Consider the following 17,184-nt stretch of genomic DNA (forward strand, 5'->3'; position numbering starts at 1 on the left):
CCGCCACTCTCGACTACGCTAGTCCCTGACGATGACGTCCCAGAGTTTCCGCTATTTTTCAGCTGTCAGATCCACCAAAAATCGCCCACAAGGAGCAAATCCATGGCGCTTATCGATGCCATCCACGCCCGCGAGATCCTCGATTCCCGTGGCAACCCGACCGTAGAAGTTGAAGTTCTCCTCTCCGACGGCCAGATCGGCCGCGCGGCAGTTCCCTCCGGTGCTTCCACCGGCGAACACGAGGCCGTTGAACTGCGTGACGGAGACAAGGGCCGTTACCTCGGCAAGGGTGTCCAGAAGGCAGTCGACGCTGTCATCGACCAGATCGCTCCGGCCCTGATCGGCTTCGACGCCACGGACCAGCGCAGCATCGACCAGGCCATGCTGGACCTGGACGGCACCCCCAACAAGGGCAAGCTGGGCGCCAACGCCATCCTGGGCGTCTCCCTGGCCGTGGCCAACGCTGCCGCCGCCTCCGCGGACCTGCCGCTGTACAAGTACCTGGGCGGCCCCAACGCCCACGTCCTCCCCGTGCCGCTGATGAACATCCTCAACGGTGGCTCGCACGCGGATTCCGACGTCGACATCCAGGAATTCATGATCGTCCCGATCGGCGCGGAAACCTTCTCCGAGGGCCTGCGCTGGGGCGTTGAGGTCTACCACAACCTCAAGTCCGTCCTGCAGGCCAAGGGCCTCTCCACCGGCCTGGGCGACGAAGGCGGCTTCGCGCCGAACCTGCCCTCCAACCGCGCCGCGCTGGACCTGATCCAGGAAGCCATCAAGAACGCCGGCTACACCCCGGGCAAGGACATCGCCCTGGCCCTGGACGTGGCCTCCTCCGAGTTCTTCAAGGACGGCGCCTACCAGTTCGAGGGCAAGGCCCTGTCCGCCACCGAGATGAGCGCCTACTACGCCGAGCTCGTTGCCGACTACCCGCTGGTTTCCATCGAAGACCCGCTGGACGAGAATGACTGGGACGGTTGGAAGACCCTCACCGACTCCATCGGGGACAAGGTCCAGCTCGTGGGCGATGACCTCTTCGTCACCAACCCCTCCATCCTGCAGCGCGGCATCGACACCAAGACCGCCAACTCGCTGCTGGTCAAGGTCAACCAGATCGGCTCGCTGACCGAAACGCTGGACGCCGTCTCCCTGGCCCAGCGCGCCGGCTACACCACCATCACCTCGCACCGCTCCGGCGAAACCGAGGACACCACCATCGCCGACATCTCCGTTGCCACCAACGCGGGACAGATCAAGACCGGCGCCCCGGCACGCTCCGAGCGGGTCGCCAAGTACAACCAGCTGCTGCGCATCGAAGAGGAACTCGACGACGCCGCACGCTACGCCGGCCGCAGCGCGTTCCCGCGTTTCAAGGGCTAATATCCGCGTAAACCACTGACCGGTGGCTATGGTTGAAAGACCATAGCCACCGGTTTTTGTTTCGGCCTGCTGCTGGATCGGCAGGGCATTTGTACCAGCGCAGAGTGCGGGCCGACGCAGGCCGCACGTTTCAGGAGTGTCATGGCTACCCGCCGTCCCAAAGTTCCCAAGGCCGCAGCAACCCACCGCGGTGCAGCGGACCGCCCCCAGGAAGCCGACACCGCCGACGTCATCCGCGCGCATTTTGGCGGGACCAAGGACGGCTCAGGCCAGGGCAAGCACAACCCGTCGGAGGGCACCCCCGCGAAGCCTGCCCGCGCCCAGTCCGGCACCGGCGCACAGTCCGGCGCCGGTGCGCGGGCAAAAGCCGGGTCGTCGGGAGGCGGTACGTCCAAGGGCGGGCCATCGCGGGGCGCAGCCAAGAACCCGGCCGCCGCGGCGTCGCGGGGAAGTTCCGCGGGTGACGGATCCAAGGATGACGGGCACGACGACACCCAGCCGGTGCCCGCCAAGGCCTTCTCCGGACGCATGCTGGCACTCGCCGTGGTGATGATTGCCATCACTATTATGCTCGCGCCAACGGTCAAGATTTTCTTCGACAAACGTGCCGAACTGACCGCCCTGAGCGACGATATCGCCGCCCGGCAGGCCGAGGGGGACAGGCTGCGCCAGCAGATCTCGCGCTGGCAGGATCCCAACTACGTGAAACAGCAGGCCCGCGACCGCATTAACATGGTTATGCCGGGCGAAACCGGCTACTGGGTCTTTGGCAGTGATTTGCCTGCAGGATCGAGCAGTAGCCAGAACGCCGCAGCAGCGCAAGACCCCGCCGATCTGCCGTGGGTGGATTCCCTGTGGGAGTCCGTCAGGCGCGCGGCCACAGACTGAACCACCAGAGGAAGGATGGCCGCGCCAGTGGAAGCACACACGGCATCTGAGCCGGAGAAATCCCGCCAGCCATCAGCACATGATCTTGAAGTACTCAGCAGGCAACTGGGACGGCCGGTGCGCGACGTCGTCGAAATCCCGGCCCGCTGTGTCTGCGGCAATCCCCTGGTGGCGGCCACGGCGCCGCGCCTGGGGAACGGCACACCTTTCCCCACCACCTACTACCTGACGCACCCCGTCATCACCTCGGCAGTCTCCCGGCTTGAAGCTGCCGGCCTGATGAACGAGATGAACGAGCGGCTCACCGCAGACGAGCCCCTTGCGGCCGCCTACCGTGCCGCCCACGAGGACTACCTCGCGGCCAGGGCCGGCATCGGCGAACGGGCGGGCATCGGCGCCGTCCCGGAAATTGACGGCATCTCCGCCGGCGGCATGCCCACCCGGGTCAAATGCCTCCATGTGCTGGTGGGGCATTCGCTGGCCGCCGGACCCGGCGTGAATCCGCTGGGTGACGAAGCCATCGCCGGCATCCGCGAATGGTGGACCGCTGACCGTTGCTACTGCGACGGCGCCTGGGACACTGCCGGGGAAGCCCCGTCCCGTGACCTGAGCCGCCATGGCCCGCAGGGCTTGCCGGAGATCGTTGGCCGGCCCGCCCCCGTCCGAAAGGCCGCCGGCAGTCCGGAGGCCACTCCGTGACCCGCGTCGCCGCCATCGACTGCGGAACAAACTCCATCCGCCTGCTGATCGCGGATGTGGACCGCAGCAACGGCGCCGCCAGGCTCACGGACGTGGTCCGGGAAATGCGCGTGGTCCGCCTCGGCCAGGGTGTGGATGCCACCGGCGAGCTGGCTCCCGACGCGCTGGAACGCACCTTTGCAGCCACCGCGGACTATGCCGCCCTGATCCGTGAGCACGGCGCGGAGTCGGTGCGGTTTGTTGCCACGTCAGCGAGCCGGGACGCACGCAACCGGCACGTCTTTGTGGACGGCGTCCGGGAACTGCTGGGTGTGGAGCCCGAGGTCATTTCCGGGGACGAGGAGGCTGCCCTGTCCTTCGCCGGCGCGAGCAGTGTCCTGCCCATCCACGACGGCGACCAGGTCCTGGTGGTCGACCTCGGCGGCGGCAGCACTGAATTCGTCCTCGGCACGGCCGCGGGTGTCATTGCCGCCAAATCCGTGGACATCGGCTGCGTCCGGCTCACCGAGCGGCATCTGCGCGATGATCCGCCCACGCCGGAACAGATCGCCGCCGCGGAAGCCGACGTCGACGCAGCCATCACCCGCGCGGGCCTGGACGTTCCGCTGGAACGCGCCACCGCCGTCGTCGGCGTGGCAGGTTCCATTACGACTATTACGGCCCATGCACTGCGCCTGACGGAATACTCGCCCGCGGCGATCCACGGAGCCGAACTGCCCCTCGGCACCATTACCGGGGCCGCCGCGGACCTCCTGGCGATGACCAGGGCTGCACGTGCGGAACTGCCCTACATGCACCCCGGCCGGGTGGACGTCATGGGCGCCGGCGGCCTGGTGTGGGCCCGGATCCTGGAGCGGCTGCATGACCTCAGCGGCGGCCGGATCGTCACGGCCACAGCCAGCGAGCACGATATTCTTGATGGAATTGCCCTGAGCCTCAACTGACGCCGGGCATCATCGCACCAAGCAGGGGAACCCACATGACCAGAGCAACAGCCCGGTTCCGCCGGACCGCCGCCGCGCTCCTGGCGATGACCCTCGCAGGCGTCAGTCTCGCAGCCGGCCTGGCACTGGCTCCGGCTGCGCAGGCGGATGACGTCCGGGACAAACAGTATTGGCTTGGCGAGTCCGGGATCACCAAGGCTTGGGACGTCTCGAAGGGGGCTGGCGTCAAAGTCGCCGTGATAGACAGCGGCGTGGACGCGGGCCACCCTGACCTGAAAGGCGCAGTCACCGGAGGGTATGACGCCTCGGGGGCAGGCACGTCCAACGGACAGAAGACCCTCGGCGTCAAGCCCGAACACGGCACCCTGGTGGCCACGATGCTGGCAGGCCGCGGCCATCAGGCCGCCACAGCCTCGCCGTCACCGAGTGCCTCCCCGTCGCCTGTGGGCCCGGACGGAATAGTGGGGGTGGCGCCGGAGGCGGAGATCCTGTCTGTATCCACCTGGCTGGGATCGGCAAATCCCGCAGGCAAAAGCGATCAGGACCAGATCCCCGAGGCCGTCCGATGGGCCGTGGACAACGGCGCCCGCGTCATCAACATTTCGCTGGGCAGCACCACCCCGCAGTGGCCCCAGAGCTGGGACGCCGCCTTCCTGTATGCAGAGCAAAAAGACGTGGTGATCGTTGCCGCGGCCGGAAACCGGGTGGGCGGCAACCTCCAGGTGGGGGCTCCAGCCACCATCCCCGGCGTCCTGACCGTTGCCGGGCTGGACCGCAAAGGGGTTGCTAGCGTCGACTCGTCCTCGCAGGGGATCAGCATCGGAGTGGCGGCGCCGGCGGAAAACCTCGTCGGCGGACTGCCCGGCGGCGGGTATGCCGAATGGGCCGGCACCTCAGGCGCGGCTCCGATCGTTTCCGGTGTGGCCGCCCTGATCAGGTCCAAGTGGCCGGACATGAGCGCGAAACAGGTCATCAACCGGATTGTCAGTACCGCCAAGGATGCCGGTCCGGCCGGCAAGGACCCGTTGTACGGCTATGGCGTGCTGAACGCTGAGGGGGCCTTGAAGGATTCGGTGCCGGAAGCCGCGGCGAACCCCCTGGGCTCCATTTCCGACTGGATCCGGGTGCACCGCCGCGGGAACCTGGCCACCCCGGCCCAGGTCCCCAGCGCCGAGGTGGCCAGCGCCGCTCCCACCCTGCCTGATCCGACGGTGCCCGCCGTGAAGGCGCCGTCACAGCGTGACAGTGCCGTAGGCGCCGCCGTCGTCATCGGTTCGGCGTTGCTTTTCGTGGTGATTATCGGCGTGGCCGGCTTCCAGCTGCGCAGAGCCGCCCGGGACCCCGGCCTGGCGGGCGACGACCCGGATACCGGCGTCTTTGATACCGCGGAGTCCGGGGGCAAACACAGCTAGTGAAGATTTTCACAAAGTGCTGTATTCTTTACCTATGGCAACCACCCAAGAGCTCCAGGACCGTCCCCGGGTACTCGTCGTCGGCGGCGGGTACGTCGGCCTGTACGTAGCACTCAAACTGCAGAAGAAGATCGCGAATGCCGGTGGCATCGTCACCCTCGTGGATCCACTGCCCTACATGACTTACCAGCCCTTCCTCCCCGAGGTCGCCGGCGGCAACATCGAGGCCCGCCACGCGGTGGTCTCCCACCGCCAGCACCTCAAGCAGACCGAACTGATCCAGGGCAGCGTCACCTCGATCGACCATGCCAACCGCACCGCCGTTGTGGCGCCCGCGGACGGCGGAGCGCACTTCGAGGTTCCCTACTTCGACATCGTCGTTTCCGCCGGTGCCATCACCCGCACCTTCCCCATCAAGGGGCTCGCGGACAAGGGCATCGGTCTGAAGACCATCGAAGAGGCCGTGGCGCTGCGCAACAAGGTGCTGGAGCGCCTTGAAGCTGCCTCCACCATCACGGACCCGGCGGCCCGCGCCAAGGCCCTGACCTTCGTGGTGGTCGGCGGCGGGTTTGCCGGCATCGAATGCATCACCGAAATGGAAGACCTGGCCCGCGCCGCGGTGAAGAACAACCCGCGCATCAAGCAGGAGGAAGTCCGCTTCGTCCTGGTTGAGGCCATGGGCCGCATCATGCCCGAGGTCACCGCACCCCAGGCTGAATGGGTGGTGGAGCACCTCCGCAGCCGCGGCATCGAGGTCCTGCTGAACACCTCGCTGGACAGCGCCGAAGGCGCCCTGAAGCTGATCAACCTCCCGGACAAGACCCTCGCCCAGGAATTCGAGGCCGACACCCTGGTGTGGACTGCCGGCGTGCAGGCCAACCCGATGATCCGTTCCTCCGACTTCCCGCTGGAGCCCCGCGGCCGCGTCCGCGTCCTGCCGGACCTCCGCATCGCCGGTGACGAAGGCATCGTTGAGAACGCCTGGGCCGCCGGCGACATCGCCGCCGTTCCCGACCTCACCGGCAGCGGCCTGCCGGACGGCACCTGCGTGCCCAACGCGCAGCACGCCCTGCGCCAGGCCAAGCGCCTGGCGAAGAACCTGTGGGCTTCCCGCTGGGACAAGCCGCTGAAGGATTACAAGCACAAGAACCTGGGTGCTGTTGCCGGCTTCGGTGAGTGGAAGGGTGTTGCCAACATCAACCTCGTCGGCCGCATCGGACTCAAGGGACCGCTGGCCTGGCTCGCCCACCGCGGCTACCACGGCATGGCCATGCCCACCGTGGAGCGCAAGATCCGCGTGATCATGGGCTGGATCCTGGCCTTCTTCATGGGCCGCGATACCACGCAGCTGATCGACCTGGACAACCCGCGCGGCGCATTCGTTGCCGCCGCCACGCCTGCGCCCAAGCCCGCCGCGGCGGCGCCCGAGGCTTCAGCTGCCGCGGCAAAGCCCGGTTCGGCCGCCGCCACCAGCGTGGACCCCAAGCAGCCGGTCACCGCGGACGCCAAGTAGCGCGTCCCGCACCGCAGTCCGGTACTGCACTGAAGTAACGCCCGACGGCGGCTGTCCCCTTTAGGGGGCGGCCGCCGTTTGCATGTCCGGGTAGGTTCTCCTCTGCGGGCCTGCCTTCCTTTTAGACTGGCAGGATGACTGGCGAAACGAACCTCCAGGCCCTGCTCGCAACGCTGCACCCGGTGCTCCGCGACGGCGAATACGTCTACGTCCTGTGGCCGCACGGCAGGCCACTGGAAACGGGAATCCAGGCTGCGGTGCGCGAAGCCGAGGGGCTCACGGTGGTCCTGCCGCGCGAGGTTGCAGACAGCCAGGGCCTGCCGTACGACTTTGTGGCAGCCTGGATCACGCTGGAGGTGCACTCCGAAATGGAGGCTGTCGGCCTGACTGCCGCCGTCGGGAAAGCCTTGACGGATGCCAGGATCAGCTGCAACGTGCTGGCGGGCTTCCACCATGATCATCTGCTGGTCCCGGTGGCGGACGCGCCGCGCGCGCTCGAAGTCCTCCATGAACTGTCGGCTGCAAGCCCGGACCACCCGCGGCCCGAGCTGATCCTCCGGAACGAGACGGCCGCGGACAGGGCCGGCATTCTTGCACTGGCGGCCGAAGCGTTCGCCATCTCGCCCGTAACGGGCCTGGCAGTCGAAGGCGAGCCGGCTGAAGTCGAGGTGCTGCGCCGGCTGTTCGAATGCGAGGAGTACCTGCCTGACTTCAGCGTGGTGGCGGAACTGGCCGGCGAAGTGGTGGGCCACGTGATCAGTACCCGGGCCTGGGTGGGGGACTACGGGTTGCTGGGGTTGGGACCGATCGGCGTCACGCCCAGGCTGCAGCGGCACGGGATCGGCGCCGCCCTGATGAAGGATACGATCGCCAGGGCCAACGCGGCGGGGGAGGGCGGCATCGCCCTGTTGGGCAGCACCGAGTACTACCCCCGGTTCGGTTTTGTTCCGGCGGCATCTTTTGGCGTGTTGCCGCCGCACGAGGCCTGGGGCGAGCATTTCCAGCTCCTTCCGCTGGCGCTGTGGCCCGGCGGGGTCCACGGCACGTTCCGGTATGCCGCACCACTGGCAGGCTGATCACGGGATACCATTGACCGGGCGCCCCAGTAGCCCAATTGGCAGAGGCAGCGGACTTAAAATCCGCGTGTTGTGGGTTCGAGTCCCACCTGGGGTACACCTTCTCCTTTTGCTGCGCCTACCGACGGCCCCTGGCCGCAGTCCGGTCCGGCCGCCCCCTGGCGCGGGTTTGATTCCGCATATGCAACGACTGTTATAAGGATGTGACCTCAGTCACTTATATCCGCAGTGTATATGCACTAATTTGAACCTAAATCAGGAGCCCCTGATCCACGCAGTCATCTGGTTTTGGCCACGCCCTAAGTGAAGTGTGTTCCACAACACACTTAGGGGGTAGTCTCAGGAAACAATTTCGGAAGTAAGCGTAAGCTGCCTCGGTCATCCGCAGCAGTCGAGATAATCCGGCTCGGAAGGTAAATAAATGTACCGAAAGAAAGTCATCACGGCGTGGGCCGCAGCGGCCACCCTTACCCTGGCCCTCTCAGGTTGCGCCAATCAGGCCGGCCCCGCCCCCAGCGACACCTCCGGAGCCGCAGGCAAGGTGAACATTCCGGCGATTTCCAAGGTGGATGTGCCTTCGGGCGCTGTCCTGCCAAAGGGTGACGGCAAGGCTACCTGCGCAGCAACGACGACGTTGGCGTACGCGGGCGCCCAGACGGGAGCGAACGCCCAGCTCGGTGTCAACATCTTCAACGGCATCCAGCTGGCCATCAATCAGCACAATGCCGCCAATCCCGGCTGCCAGGTCCAGTTCAAGAAGTTTGACACGGAAGGCGACCCCAACAAGGCCACCGGCCCCGTCACCCAGCTCGTCAGCGAACCTGACATTGTCGGCGTCATTGGACTGCCGTTCTCGGGCGAGTCCAAGGCCACGGGCAATATTTTCGAGCAAAAGGGCCTGGTTCACATCACGCCTTCGGCCACCAACCCCAGCCTGACGGAGAACGGCTGGACAACCTTCTTCCGCGGCCTGGGTAACGACGCCGTGCAGGGCCCGGCTGCAGCCAAGTTCCTGACCGGCAAACTGGGTGCGAAGAAGGTCTACCTGGTGCAGGACGATTCCGATTACGGCATCGGACTTGGCACCTCGACCTCCGCCGGACTCGGCAGCGCACTGGTCGGTACGGAAAAGGTCACCACCGGCCAGAAGGACTTCTCGGCAGTGATCTCCAAGATCATGAACGCCAAGGCCGACGCTGTGTTCTACTCCGGCTACTACGCCGAGGGTGCACCGTTCGACCAGCAGCTCTCCGGCAAGGGATTCACCGGCACGTTCGTGGCTCCTGACGGCGTCAAGGACGATCAGTTCATCAAGCAGGCAGGCGACGCGTCCAACAACGCGTACTTCACCTGCCCGTGTATCCCGGGCGAACTGATTCCCGATTTTGCCACCGCCTATAAGGACGTATCGAAGGGCACCGAGCCCGGAACGTACTCCATCGAGGGTTACGACGCAGCTACCGTGCTCCTGTCCGGCATCGATGCAGGCAAACAGTCCCGCGCGGACCTGCTGTCCTGGGTCAAGACCTACGACAAAGACGGCCTGAGCAAGCACTACAAGTGGGACGCCAAGGGCGAACTGCAGGCGCCAACCGTTTACGGTTACAAAGTTGAGAACGGCAAGATCGTTCCGATTGGGCCGATCGGCGAGTAATCGCCACCTTAGAGTGACCGGCTGTGGGGCCAGCTTCTGCCGGCCCCACAGCCTTTTCCTGACCCACGCCTGACAGGAAGTCCCGATGCTCCCACTCCTCGTCCACCTGCCGTTGGAAAATGACTGGATTTCCTTCGATGTCCCGTCGCTCATGGAAAATTTCTGGAGCGCCACGTTTGACGGCCTGACCTTCGGCGCCATCTACGCGCTGGTCGCGCTCGGCTACACCCTTGTCTACGGCGTCCTGAACCTCATCAACTTTGCCCACTCCGAAGTATTCATCGTGGGCTGTTACGCAGTCTTCTTCACCCTGAGCGGCCTGGGTTTCGGCCCCTCAGCCCCGCGGCTGGACATCTGGGCCATCATCCTGAACCTGCTCCTGGCACTGGTGGTGGCCATGATTGCCTCCGCCCTGACCGCGTTCGTGCTGGAGCGGGTGGCCTACAAACCGCTCCGGAAGCGAAATGCTCCCCGCCTCGTCTTCCTGATCACCGCCATCGGTGCGTCATTCACCATCCAGTACCTGATCTACCTGTGGCGCGGTCCCAGCCCGGAGCTGGCACTGACCATGTTCCGGCCCACCCCCATCTTTGACGTGTTCGGAACCATCATCGATTCGCAGCAGTTGGTCATCATTATCGCCGCCGTGATCATGATGGTCGCCACGGAGCGCTTCATCCGGAAGTCGCGGACCGGGCGTGGCATCCGTGCCGTGGCCCAGGACCCGGACACGGCAACCTTGATGGGCGTAAACAAAGAACGCATCATCATCACCACCTTCGTCATCGGGGGCCTGCTGGCCGGAGCGGCAGCGTTGTTCTACGTCATGAAAATACCCTCCGGGGTTCAATACAGCGGCGGCTTTGTGCTCGGCATCAAAGCGTTTGCGGCTGCGGTGCTGGGCGGCATCGGCAACGTCCGGGGTGCGCTCCTGGGCGGCCTGCTGCTGGGGCTGATCGGCAACTACGGCCAGATTCTGCTCGGAAATTCGCAGTGGACCGACGTTGTTGCCTTCGTGGTCCTGGTCCTGGTCCTCCTGTTGCGGCCGCAGGGAATTCTCGGCACGGCCTTGGGAAGGAGCAAAGCATGAGCATGACAGATGGACCCACCCCGCTTCCGGAGGCGGCATCTGCCCAGGCTGCGGCGGACCGCGAGGCAGAAAAAACCGGTCCGGGAAGCAGCGTAACCCCGGAAAAGCAGGCCCGCGGCGGGATCTTCGGGGCATGGAGTGAGCGGTGGAACGCACTCTCCCGGCAGCAACAGTGGGCCTTTCTGATTGTGGTGGTGATCCTGGCCTACATGCTGCCGCTGATCAACCCGCCCATCATCACCACCGAGCCGGGCAACAATTTTGCCCTCGCCTGCTTCGACATGGCACGGTTCGCGCTCATCGCAGTCGGGCTGAACGTGGTGGTGGGCTACGCGGGCCTGCTGGACCTCGGCTATGTGGCCTTCTTCGCCGTCGGCTCCTACTGCGCCGCGATGCTGACGAGCCCGGACTCACCCTTCCTGCACATCCCGTACCTGTGGACCATCCCCGTGGCCATGGCTGTGACCATGTTCTTCGGCGTGGTGCTGGGTGTTCCCACCCTCCGCCTCCGGGGCGACTACCTGGCCATCGTCACCCTCGGATTCGGCGAGATCGTGCGTATTCTGGCCACCATCATTCCGGCCATGAAAGGCCAGGTGGGATTTCAGAATGTGGGCCATCCGCCCGGAACCGAGGCCGATGGCACGCCCATCTTCTCGAATTCCAACGGCGTGCCCTGGTACTGGCTGACCCTGACCATCATCATCATCATCACGCTGCTGGTGGGCAACCTTGAGCGGAGCCGTGTGGGCCGGGCCTGGATTGCCATCCGCGAGGACGAGGATGCCGCAGAAATCATGGGCGTACCCACCTTCAAGTACAAAGTGTGGGCGTTCGCCATCGGTGCCGCCATCGGCGGCCTCTCCGGTGCCTTGTTTGCCGGTCAGGTGGGCTTCGTGAACAACCAGAAATTCGATGTCACCACCTCCATCCTCTTCCTTGCAGCCGTGGTGCTGGGCGGCGCCGGAAACAAGGTGGGAGCCATCCTGGGCGGCGCCCTGGTGAGCTACATTCCGCTGCGTTTTACCGCAATTGCGGAGTACAAGTACCTCATCTTCGGCATCGCCCTGGTGCTGATCATGATCTTCCGGTCCCAGGGCCTGCTGCCTGCGCGCCAGCGGCTGCTCGCCTACGGGCGGACGGCCTACAACAGGGTGGCCAAGAAGGGCGGCTCCGGTCCGTCATCTGCAGGACCGTCATCGGCCGGTCCGCCACCGGCGTCCGGTCTGCGGCCGGGGACAAACAGCGAGAAAGGAGCCCAGGCATGAGCCAGGACAATGTGCCGGCCGGGCCGGACCAGACGAGGGACGTGGAGGCGGAGGCAGGACCGGACGTGGCTGCGCTGGCCGAAGCCGGGGTGGAGCCGGAGCTGGCCGAAATGGTGGCGCCGGACCGGGAAATCGCCGCCGCGGTTGGCGAAAGCATCGTGGAGGTAAAGAACCTGACCATCAAGTTCGGTGGTCTGATCGCGTTGGACAACATCAGCTTCGACATCAAACGTGGTGAGATCCTGGGGCTGATCGGGCCCAACGGAGCCGGGAAAACCACGTGCTTCAACGCCATGACGGGCGTGTACAAACCCACCAGCGGGGAGGTGGTCCTCGAAGGCCAGGTCATCAACGGCCTCAAGCAGCACAAGATCACCAGGCTGGGGCTTTCGCGCACTTTCCAGAACATCCGGCTCTTCGGCGAGATGACGGCCCTCGAAAATGTTGTGGTGGGCCTGGATGCACGCCACCGCACCAGCGTTGGCGGAGCCTTGCTGAGGCTGCCCACCCACATCCGGGAGGAAAAGTCCGCTATTGAGCGGGGCATGGCCTTGCTGGATTTTGTGGGAATCGCCGACCACGCACATTTTCTGTCCCGTCACCTTCCCTACGGCTATCAGCGGCGCCTGGAGATTGCCCGGGCCCTGGCCACCGACCCGAAGGTGCTGTGCCTGGATGAGCCGGCCGCAGGTTTCAACCCGGCGGAGAAGGAGGATCTGATGGCCCTGATCCGCACCATCCGGGACGAGGGCTATACGGTGCTGCTCATTGAGCACGATATGAAGCTGGTCATGGGCGTAACAGACCGCATCGTTGTCCTGGAATTCGGCAAGAAGATCGCCGACGGCCTGCCACGGGCCATTCGTGAAGATCCGCGGGTTATTGCGGCCTACCTGGGGGAGCCCGAAGATGACGTTGCTTGAGGTTGCAGGGATTTCCGTTCACTACGGGCGCATCCGGGCCATCCGCGACATGTCCTTCACGGTCAACGAGGGGGAGGTCGTTTCCCTCATCGGTGCCAACGGGGCCGGTAAGACAACCACCATGAAGACGATCTCCGGAATCCTGAACCCCTCGGGCGGGAAGATCACTTTTGCCGGCGAGGACATCACCAGGATGAAGGCCCATATCCGGGTTGTCCGCGGTATTTCGCAGGCGCCGGAAGGGCGGGGGATCTTCCCCGGCATGACGGTCATGGAAAACCTGGACATGGGAACCTTCGGACGGAAGGACAGGACAGGTGTTCCCCAGGACCTGGAGCGGGTGTTTGACCTGTTTCCGCGGCTGAAGGAACGGACCAAGCAATACGGCGGCACCATGTCCGGCGGGGAACAGCAGATGCTGGCCATCGGCCGGGCCCTCATGTCCGACCCCAAACTGCTGCTCCTCGATGAGCCGTCCATGGGTCTGGCCCCGCAGTTCATCCGCCAGATCTTCAAGATCATCAAGGAGATCAACAACCAGGGAACCACGGTGCTGATGGTCGAGCAGAACGCCAACCAGGCATTGGCCGGAGCCCACCGGGCCTTTGTCCTCGAGACCGGGGAGATCACCCACAGCGGGACGGGCAAGGAGTTGCTGGCGAATCCGGCGATCAAAGAGGCGTACCTCGGAGTGGGCTAGAAACACCTTCCTGTATCACGGTTGGGTCTCGAGGTCAGGGGAGGGGGAACTTATCGCACCGCGGGCACGTGGGAATTGGTAGCGTGGAATTTAGTTCACGGCTCAACCTGCTACTCAACCCATACCTTGGAGGACACCAGCAATGGCACTTGGCGGAAACCCGATCTTCAACGGAAAGAACTTCCGTGGAGCAACGCAGGCACCGCGTGTCCCGCAGGCGCCCTACGGACAGGCCCAGTACGGCCAGCAGCCGTACGGGCAGCAGTCCTACGGCCGCGCCCCCGGCCAGGTCATGGACGGCCAGGCCGGTTATGCCCAGCAGGGAATGACCAGCGAGCAGCTCCAGCAGATGTACAACCAGCCGGCGGCGGGTCCCGCCGACACCGGCCGGATGACGTTCGACGACGTCATCATGAAGACCGCAGCCTGCCTCGGAGTCCTGCTGGTGGGCGCCGCCATCACGCTCACGGTGGCTCTGCAGCTGGCCTCCATGCTGATGATTGTTGGCGCGCTGGGCGGCTTCGTCCTGGCCATGGTGAACACCTTCAAGAAGCAGCCCTCACCGGCGCTGATCCTCGCGTATGCCGGCCTTGAAGGCCTGTTCCTCGGCGGCCTCACCCGCGTGCTGGACCTCGCCTACCCGGGCGTCGGCCTGCAGGCGGTGGTTGGTACGTTGTCCGTCTTCGCCGTCACCCTGCTGCTGTTCAAGTCCGGCAAGGTGCGCGCCACCCCCAAGGCCATGAAGTTCTTTATGATCGCCATGGTGGGCTACGCGCTGTTCTCCGTGGTCAACCTCATCATGATGCTGACCGGACTGACCACCGAGCCCTTCGGCCTGCGCAGCGGCATCATCGGTGTGGCCATCGGCGTCCTGGCCATCGGCCTGGCAGCTTTCTCCCTGGTGATGGACTTCACCAGCATTGAGGCAGGGGTCAGGAGCGGCGCACCCCAGCGCTTTTCCTGGACCGCGGCGTTTGGCCTGACCGTCACCCTCGTATGGCTCTACGTGGAGATCATCCGCCTCCTCGCCATCCTCCGCGGCGACGACTAGCACCCGGGTGCGGCGGCCGCCGTCGTACTTCCGCTAAACCCAAGGGGCTCCCGCCCGTGCAGCGCGCACAGGCGGGAGCCCCAGTTTGTTGCCTCCGCTGTTGTTGCCTGCTCCGTGTTGCGGGCACTAGGACACCCGTGTTGCTCCCGCCGCGGGGGTCACGGTGAAGATATCCGGAGCTGTGTAGCCGGCCTCCGCAAAGGCGCGGACGACGGCGGCGCGCACCTGTTGTTCCGCAGGCGCGGGTGTGAGGGCGATGGCGGAGCCGCCGAAACCGCCGCCGCTCATCCGGGCGCCGATGGCCCCGTTGGCCCGCGCAGCCGCCACCGCCAGATCCAGTTCCGGGCACGAGATCTCGAAGTCGTCCCGCATGGAGGTGTGGCTCGCGTCCAGGAGGTCCCCGATGGCGCCAGGGCCCTGGTCGGTGAGCAGCTCCACAACCTGCCGGACCCTGTCGTTTTCCGTCACCACGTGCCGCACCCGCCGGAAGGTGACGTCATCGAGCAGCCCGGCGGCCTCCTCAAGGTCGCTGACGTCGACATCCCGGAGTGCCCTGACGCCAAGAACTTCCGCACCCAGCTCGCAGGACGCCCGGCGGGAGGCGTACCCGCCGTCGGCATGCGAGTGGGAGACACGAGTGTCGATGACCAGCATCACCAGGCCCGCGGACTCGGCATCGAAAGGAACCAGCTGGACGCTCTGATCCCGGCAGTCCAGGAAAACTGCATGACCCTTTGACCCGCGCAGCGAGGCGGACTGGTCCATGATCCCGGTAGGTGCGCCCACGAAGTCGTTCTCCGCCTGCTGGGTGGCCAGGACCATCTCCTCCGGTGCCAGGCCGGCTCCGGTCAGATCGTTGAGGGCGGTGATCACGGCGCATTCGATGGCGTGGGAAGACGACAGCCCGGCGCCCAGGGGGACTTTGGAATCGAGGAGCAGGTCCAGCCCCGGAACCTCGATGCCGCGCTCTTGGAGGGCCCAGACGACCCCCAGCGGGTACTTCGTCCAGCCCTTGGCGGCTGACGGCTCCAGGCCGCCCAGGCCGGTGCTGAACAGGCCCTGGTCGCCGTAGGTGGACAGCAGGCGCACCGTGGAGCCGGGCCGGAGTGCCACGGCCACCCTGGCTGTCTTGTCGATGGCAAAGGGGAGCACAAAGCCCTCGTTGTAATCGGTATGCTCCCCGATCAGGTTGACGCGCCCCGGCGCCTGCCAGACGCCGTCGGGAGGCGTGCCGAACTCCCGCTCAAACCGGGCGGCCAGCTCCGCGGCACCGGTCGACCCTTCGGAACCGGTCGTCCCTGTGCCACCGGTCGTCCTTTCGGCGGGCGGGTTAGCTGGGGCGCTCATGCACGTGCTCCTTCGGGCTGGGGCCGGACCGCTGCGTGGCTGTCCGGGGACGGCGGAACGGTGACTTCCCGAAGCCGCTGGGCCACCGTTTCCGGGGTGGTGTCGTTGATAAAAGCGCCCATGGCGGCCTCGGAGCCGGCGAGGTACTTGAGCTTGTCGGCGGCGCGGCGCGGGGACGTCAGTTGGAGGTGCAGGTAGCTTGCCGGGCGCAGCACGTCGTCCAGCGGCGCCTGGTGCCACGCCGAAATGTAAGGGGTGGGCGTGGGGTACAGGGCGTCCAGCCGTTTGAGCAGGTCCAGGTAAACGTGCGCCAGTTCATCCTTTTCGGTGCCGCTCAGCGCAGCCAGGTCGGGTACCTGGCGGTGCGGGACGAGGTGGATTTCCAGCGGCCAGCGCGCGGCGAAGGGCACGTATGCGCTGAAGTTCCGGCCTTCGTGCACCATCCGGCTCCCGTCGTTGCGTTCGGCCTTCAGCAGTGACCCGGTGAGGGTCTGCCGGCCATCCGCTCCATCGTAGAACCGGCGGGCCGCTGCGCCCAGCGTTGCCGCGCGCGGGGTGACATAGGGATAGGCGTAGATTTGGCCGTGCGGGTGGTGCAGGGTCACACCGATGTCGGCACCGCGGTTTTCGAAGGGAAACACCTGGCGGATGCCCGGAAGGTTGCTGAGCGCCTCGGTACGGTGGGCCCAGGCTTCCACCACGGTCCGGGCGCGGGCCTCGCTCAATCCACTGAACGAACCCGTGTGCTCGGGCGTAAACGACACCACTTCGCAGCGCCCCACTGCGGGGCCCGCGGTTCCCCAGGACGGTGCATCCGGGATCAGGCCCAGCTCGGGCCCGAGTGACGGGAAGCGGTTCTCGAACACGGCGACGTCGTAGGTAGCCGCCGGAATTTCCGACGGGTTCGCCGGCGTGGTGGGGCAGATGGGGCACTGGTCTGCAGGCGGCAGGTGGGTGCGTGCCTGCCGGTGCGCGGCAACAGCCACCCATTCACCCGTCAGTGCGTCGAACCGCAGTTCCCCCGGTGCGGAGCGGCCCGGCAGGTCCCGCTGGTCAGGGGTGCCAGCCAGCGTTGCAGACCTCCCGGCGGCGTCGGGGAAGTGCCCGTCGTCGTCAAAGTACATAAGCTCGCGGCCATCGGCGAGCCGCGTGGTGGTGATGCCTGTCATGGTGGATTCCTTCGGGTGCAGGACGGTCCATCAATCATGTCATGTTTCGCTCAAAAAGAAAGAGATT

General features: G+C 65.7%; 15 protein-coding genes and 1 tRNA gene. 14 read left to right on the forward strand and 2 right to left on the reverse strand.

Features of this window, described 5'->3' with window-relative positions:
• Window positions 1-102: 102 nt before the first annotated feature.
• From eno to NQJ30_RS00785, 14 genes are all read left to right on the forward strand, one after another.
• Window positions 103-1,383, forward strand: coding sequence for a phosphopyruvate hydratase (eno, locus tag NQJ30_RS00720; protein WP_255767814.1), 1,281 nt, complete (start codon window positions 103-105; stop codon window positions 1,381-1,383).
• Window positions 1,384-1,524: 141 nt separating this feature from the next.
• Window positions 1,525-2,271, forward strand: a complete 747-nt coding sequence (locus NQJ30_RS00725; RefSeq protein WP_255767815.1) for an FtsB family cell division protein — start codon at window positions 1,525-1,527, stop codon at window positions 2,269-2,271.
• 15 nt (window positions 2,272-2,286) lie between these two features.
• Window positions 2,287-2,970: a DUF501 domain-containing protein gene (locus NQJ30_RS00730; protein WP_304663687.1), complete on the forward strand. Its 684-nt coding sequence runs from the start codon at window positions 2,287-2,289 to the stop codon at window positions 2,968-2,970.
• Window positions 2,967-3,914 (forward strand): Ppx/GppA phosphatase family protein, encoded by a 948-nt coding sequence (locus tag NQJ30_RS00735; protein WP_255767817.1) that lies wholly within the window; start codon window positions 2,967-2,969, stop codon window positions 3,912-3,914. Before NQJ30_RS00730 ends, NQJ30_RS00735 begins: the two co-directional genes overlap by 4 nt.
• Before the next feature lie 35 nt (window positions 3,915-3,949).
• The gene (locus NQJ30_RS00740) at window positions 3,950-5,326 is read left to right on the forward strand and encodes a S8 family serine peptidase (protein WP_255767818.1); all 1,377 of its coding nucleotides are present in this window, start codon (window positions 3,950-3,952) and stop codon (window positions 5,324-5,326) included.
• A 34-nt stretch (window positions 5,327-5,360) separates the two neighbouring features.
• Entirely contained in the window at window positions 5,361-6,839 is a 1,479-nt protein-coding gene (locus tag NQJ30_RS00745) for an NAD(P)/FAD-dependent oxidoreductase (RefSeq protein ID WP_255767819.1), read from the forward strand.
• Between the two features lie 134 nt (window positions 6,840-6,973).
• The gene (locus tag NQJ30_RS00750) at window positions 6,974-7,915 is read left to right on the forward strand and encodes an N-acetyltransferase (protein ID WP_255767820.1); all 942 of its coding nucleotides are present in this window, start codon (window positions 6,974-6,976) and stop codon (window positions 7,913-7,915) included.
• Window positions 7,916-7,938: 23 nt separating this feature from the next.
• Window positions 7,939-8,012, forward strand: a tRNA-Leu gene (locus NQJ30_RS00755).
• Window positions 8,013-8,336: 324 nt separating this feature from the next.
• Entirely contained in the window at window positions 8,337-9,569 is a 1,233-nt protein-coding gene (locus NQJ30_RS00760) for a branched-chain amino acid ABC transporter substrate-binding protein (protein WP_255767821.1), read from the forward strand.
• An 85-nt stretch (window positions 9,570-9,654) separates the two neighbouring features.
• Entirely contained in the window at window positions 9,655-10,659 is a 1,005-nt protein-coding gene (locus NQJ30_RS00765; protein WP_255767822.1) for a branched-chain amino acid ABC transporter permease, read from the forward strand.
• Entirely contained in the window at window positions 10,656-11,927 is a 1,272-nt protein-coding gene (locus tag NQJ30_RS00770; RefSeq protein WP_255767823.1) for a branched-chain amino acid ABC transporter permease, read from the forward strand. The genes NQJ30_RS00765 and NQJ30_RS00770 overlap by 4 nt, the downstream gene beginning before the upstream one ends.
• Before the next feature lie 110 nt (window positions 11,928-12,037).
• Window positions 12,038-12,850: an ABC transporter ATP-binding protein gene (locus NQJ30_RS00775; RefSeq protein ID WP_255767927.1), complete on the forward strand. Its 813-nt coding sequence runs from the start codon at window positions 12,038-12,040 to the stop codon at window positions 12,848-12,850.
• The gene (locus tag NQJ30_RS00780; protein ID WP_255767824.1) at window positions 12,837-13,550 is read left to right on the forward strand and encodes an ABC transporter ATP-binding protein; all 714 of its coding nucleotides are present in this window, start codon (window positions 12,837-12,839) and stop codon (window positions 13,548-13,550) included. The genes NQJ30_RS00775 and NQJ30_RS00780 overlap by 14 nt, the downstream gene beginning before the upstream one ends.
• A gap of 142 nt (window positions 13,551-13,692) precedes the next feature.
• Window positions 13,693-14,601, forward strand: a complete 909-nt coding sequence (locus NQJ30_RS00785; protein ID WP_255767825.1) for a Bax inhibitor-1/YccA family protein — start codon at window positions 13,693-13,695, stop codon at window positions 14,599-14,601.
• A 126-nt stretch (window positions 14,602-14,727) separates the two neighbouring features.
• Here NQJ30_RS00785 and galK read toward each other — a convergent pair whose 3' ends face one another.
• Both galK and galT read right to left on the reverse strand, forming a co-directional pair.
• The gene (galK, locus tag NQJ30_RS00790) at window positions 14,728-15,948 is read right to left on the reverse strand and encodes a galactokinase (protein WP_255767826.1); all 1,221 of its coding nucleotides are present in this window, start codon (window positions 15,946-15,948) and stop codon (window positions 14,728-14,730) included.
• Complete coding sequence (gene galT, locus NQJ30_RS00795; RefSeq protein WP_255767827.1) at window positions 15,945-17,117, reverse strand: galactose-1-phosphate uridylyltransferase; 1,173 nt, start codon at window positions 17,115-17,117, stop codon at window positions 15,945-15,947. The genes galK and galT overlap by 4 nt, the downstream gene beginning before the upstream one ends.
• Window positions 17,118-17,184: the final 67 nt, after the last annotated feature.

It is taken from the genome of Pseudarthrobacter sulfonivorans, from assembly GCF_024391045.1.
GTDB lineage: Bacteria > Actinomycetota > Actinomycetes > Actinomycetales > Micrococcaceae > Arthrobacter > Arthrobacter sulfonivorans_B.

What these genes read in the sequence shown, in the direction of transcription:
- eno (WP_255767814.1), top strand. Translation starts at nt 103, where the DNA reads ATGGCGCTTATCGATGCCATCCACGCCCGCGAGATCCTCGATTCCCGT.
- NQJ30_RS00725 (WP_255767815.1), top strand. Translation starts at nt 1,525, where the DNA reads ATGGCTACCCGCCGTCCCAAAGTTCCCAAGGCCGCAGCAACCCACCGC.
- NQJ30_RS00730 (WP_304663687.1), top strand. Translation starts at nt 2,287, where the DNA reads ATGGCCGCGCCAGTGGAAGCACACACGGCATCTGAGCCGGAGAAATCC.
- NQJ30_RS00740 (WP_255767818.1), top strand. Translation starts at nt 3,950, where the DNA reads ATGACCAGAGCAACAGCCCGGTTCCGCCGGACCGCCGCCGCGCTCCTG.
- NQJ30_RS00745 (WP_255767819.1), top strand. Translation starts at nt 5,361, where the DNA reads ATGGCAACCACCCAAGAGCTCCAGGACCGTCCCCGGGTACTCGTCGTC.
- NQJ30_RS00750 (WP_255767820.1), top strand. Translation starts at nt 6,974, where the DNA reads ATGACTGGCGAAACGAACCTCCAGGCCCTGCTCGCAACGCTGCACCCG.
- NQJ30_RS00760 (WP_255767821.1), top strand. Translation starts at nt 8,337, where the DNA reads ATGTACCGAAAGAAAGTCATCACGGCGTGGGCCGCAGCGGCCACCCTT.
- NQJ30_RS00765 (WP_255767822.1), top strand. Translation starts at nt 9,655, where the DNA reads ATGCTCCCACTCCTCGTCCACCTGCCGTTGGAAAATGACTGGATTTCC.
- NQJ30_RS00770 (WP_255767823.1), top strand. Translation starts at nt 10,656, where the DNA reads ATGAGCATGACAGATGGACCCACCCCGCTTCCGGAGGCGGCATCTGCC.
- NQJ30_RS00775 (WP_255767927.1), top strand. Translation starts at nt 12,038, where the DNA reads ATGGTGGCGCCGGACCGGGAAATCGCCGCCGCGGTTGGCGAAAGCATC.
- NQJ30_RS00780 (WP_255767824.1), top strand. Translation starts at nt 12,837, where the DNA reads ATGACGTTGCTTGAGGTTGCAGGGATTTCCGTTCACTACGGGCGCATC.
- NQJ30_RS00785 (WP_255767825.1), top strand. Translation starts at nt 13,693, where the DNA reads ATGGCACTTGGCGGAAACCCGATCTTCAACGGAAAGAACTTCCGTGGA.
- galK (WP_255767826.1), bottom strand. Translation starts at nt 15,948, where the DNA reads ATGAGCGCCCCAGCTAACCCGCCCGCCGAAAGGACGACCGGTGGCACA.
- galT (WP_255767827.1), bottom strand. Translation starts at nt 17,117, where the DNA reads ATGACAGGCATCACCACCACGCGGCTCGCCGATGGCCGCGAGCTTATG.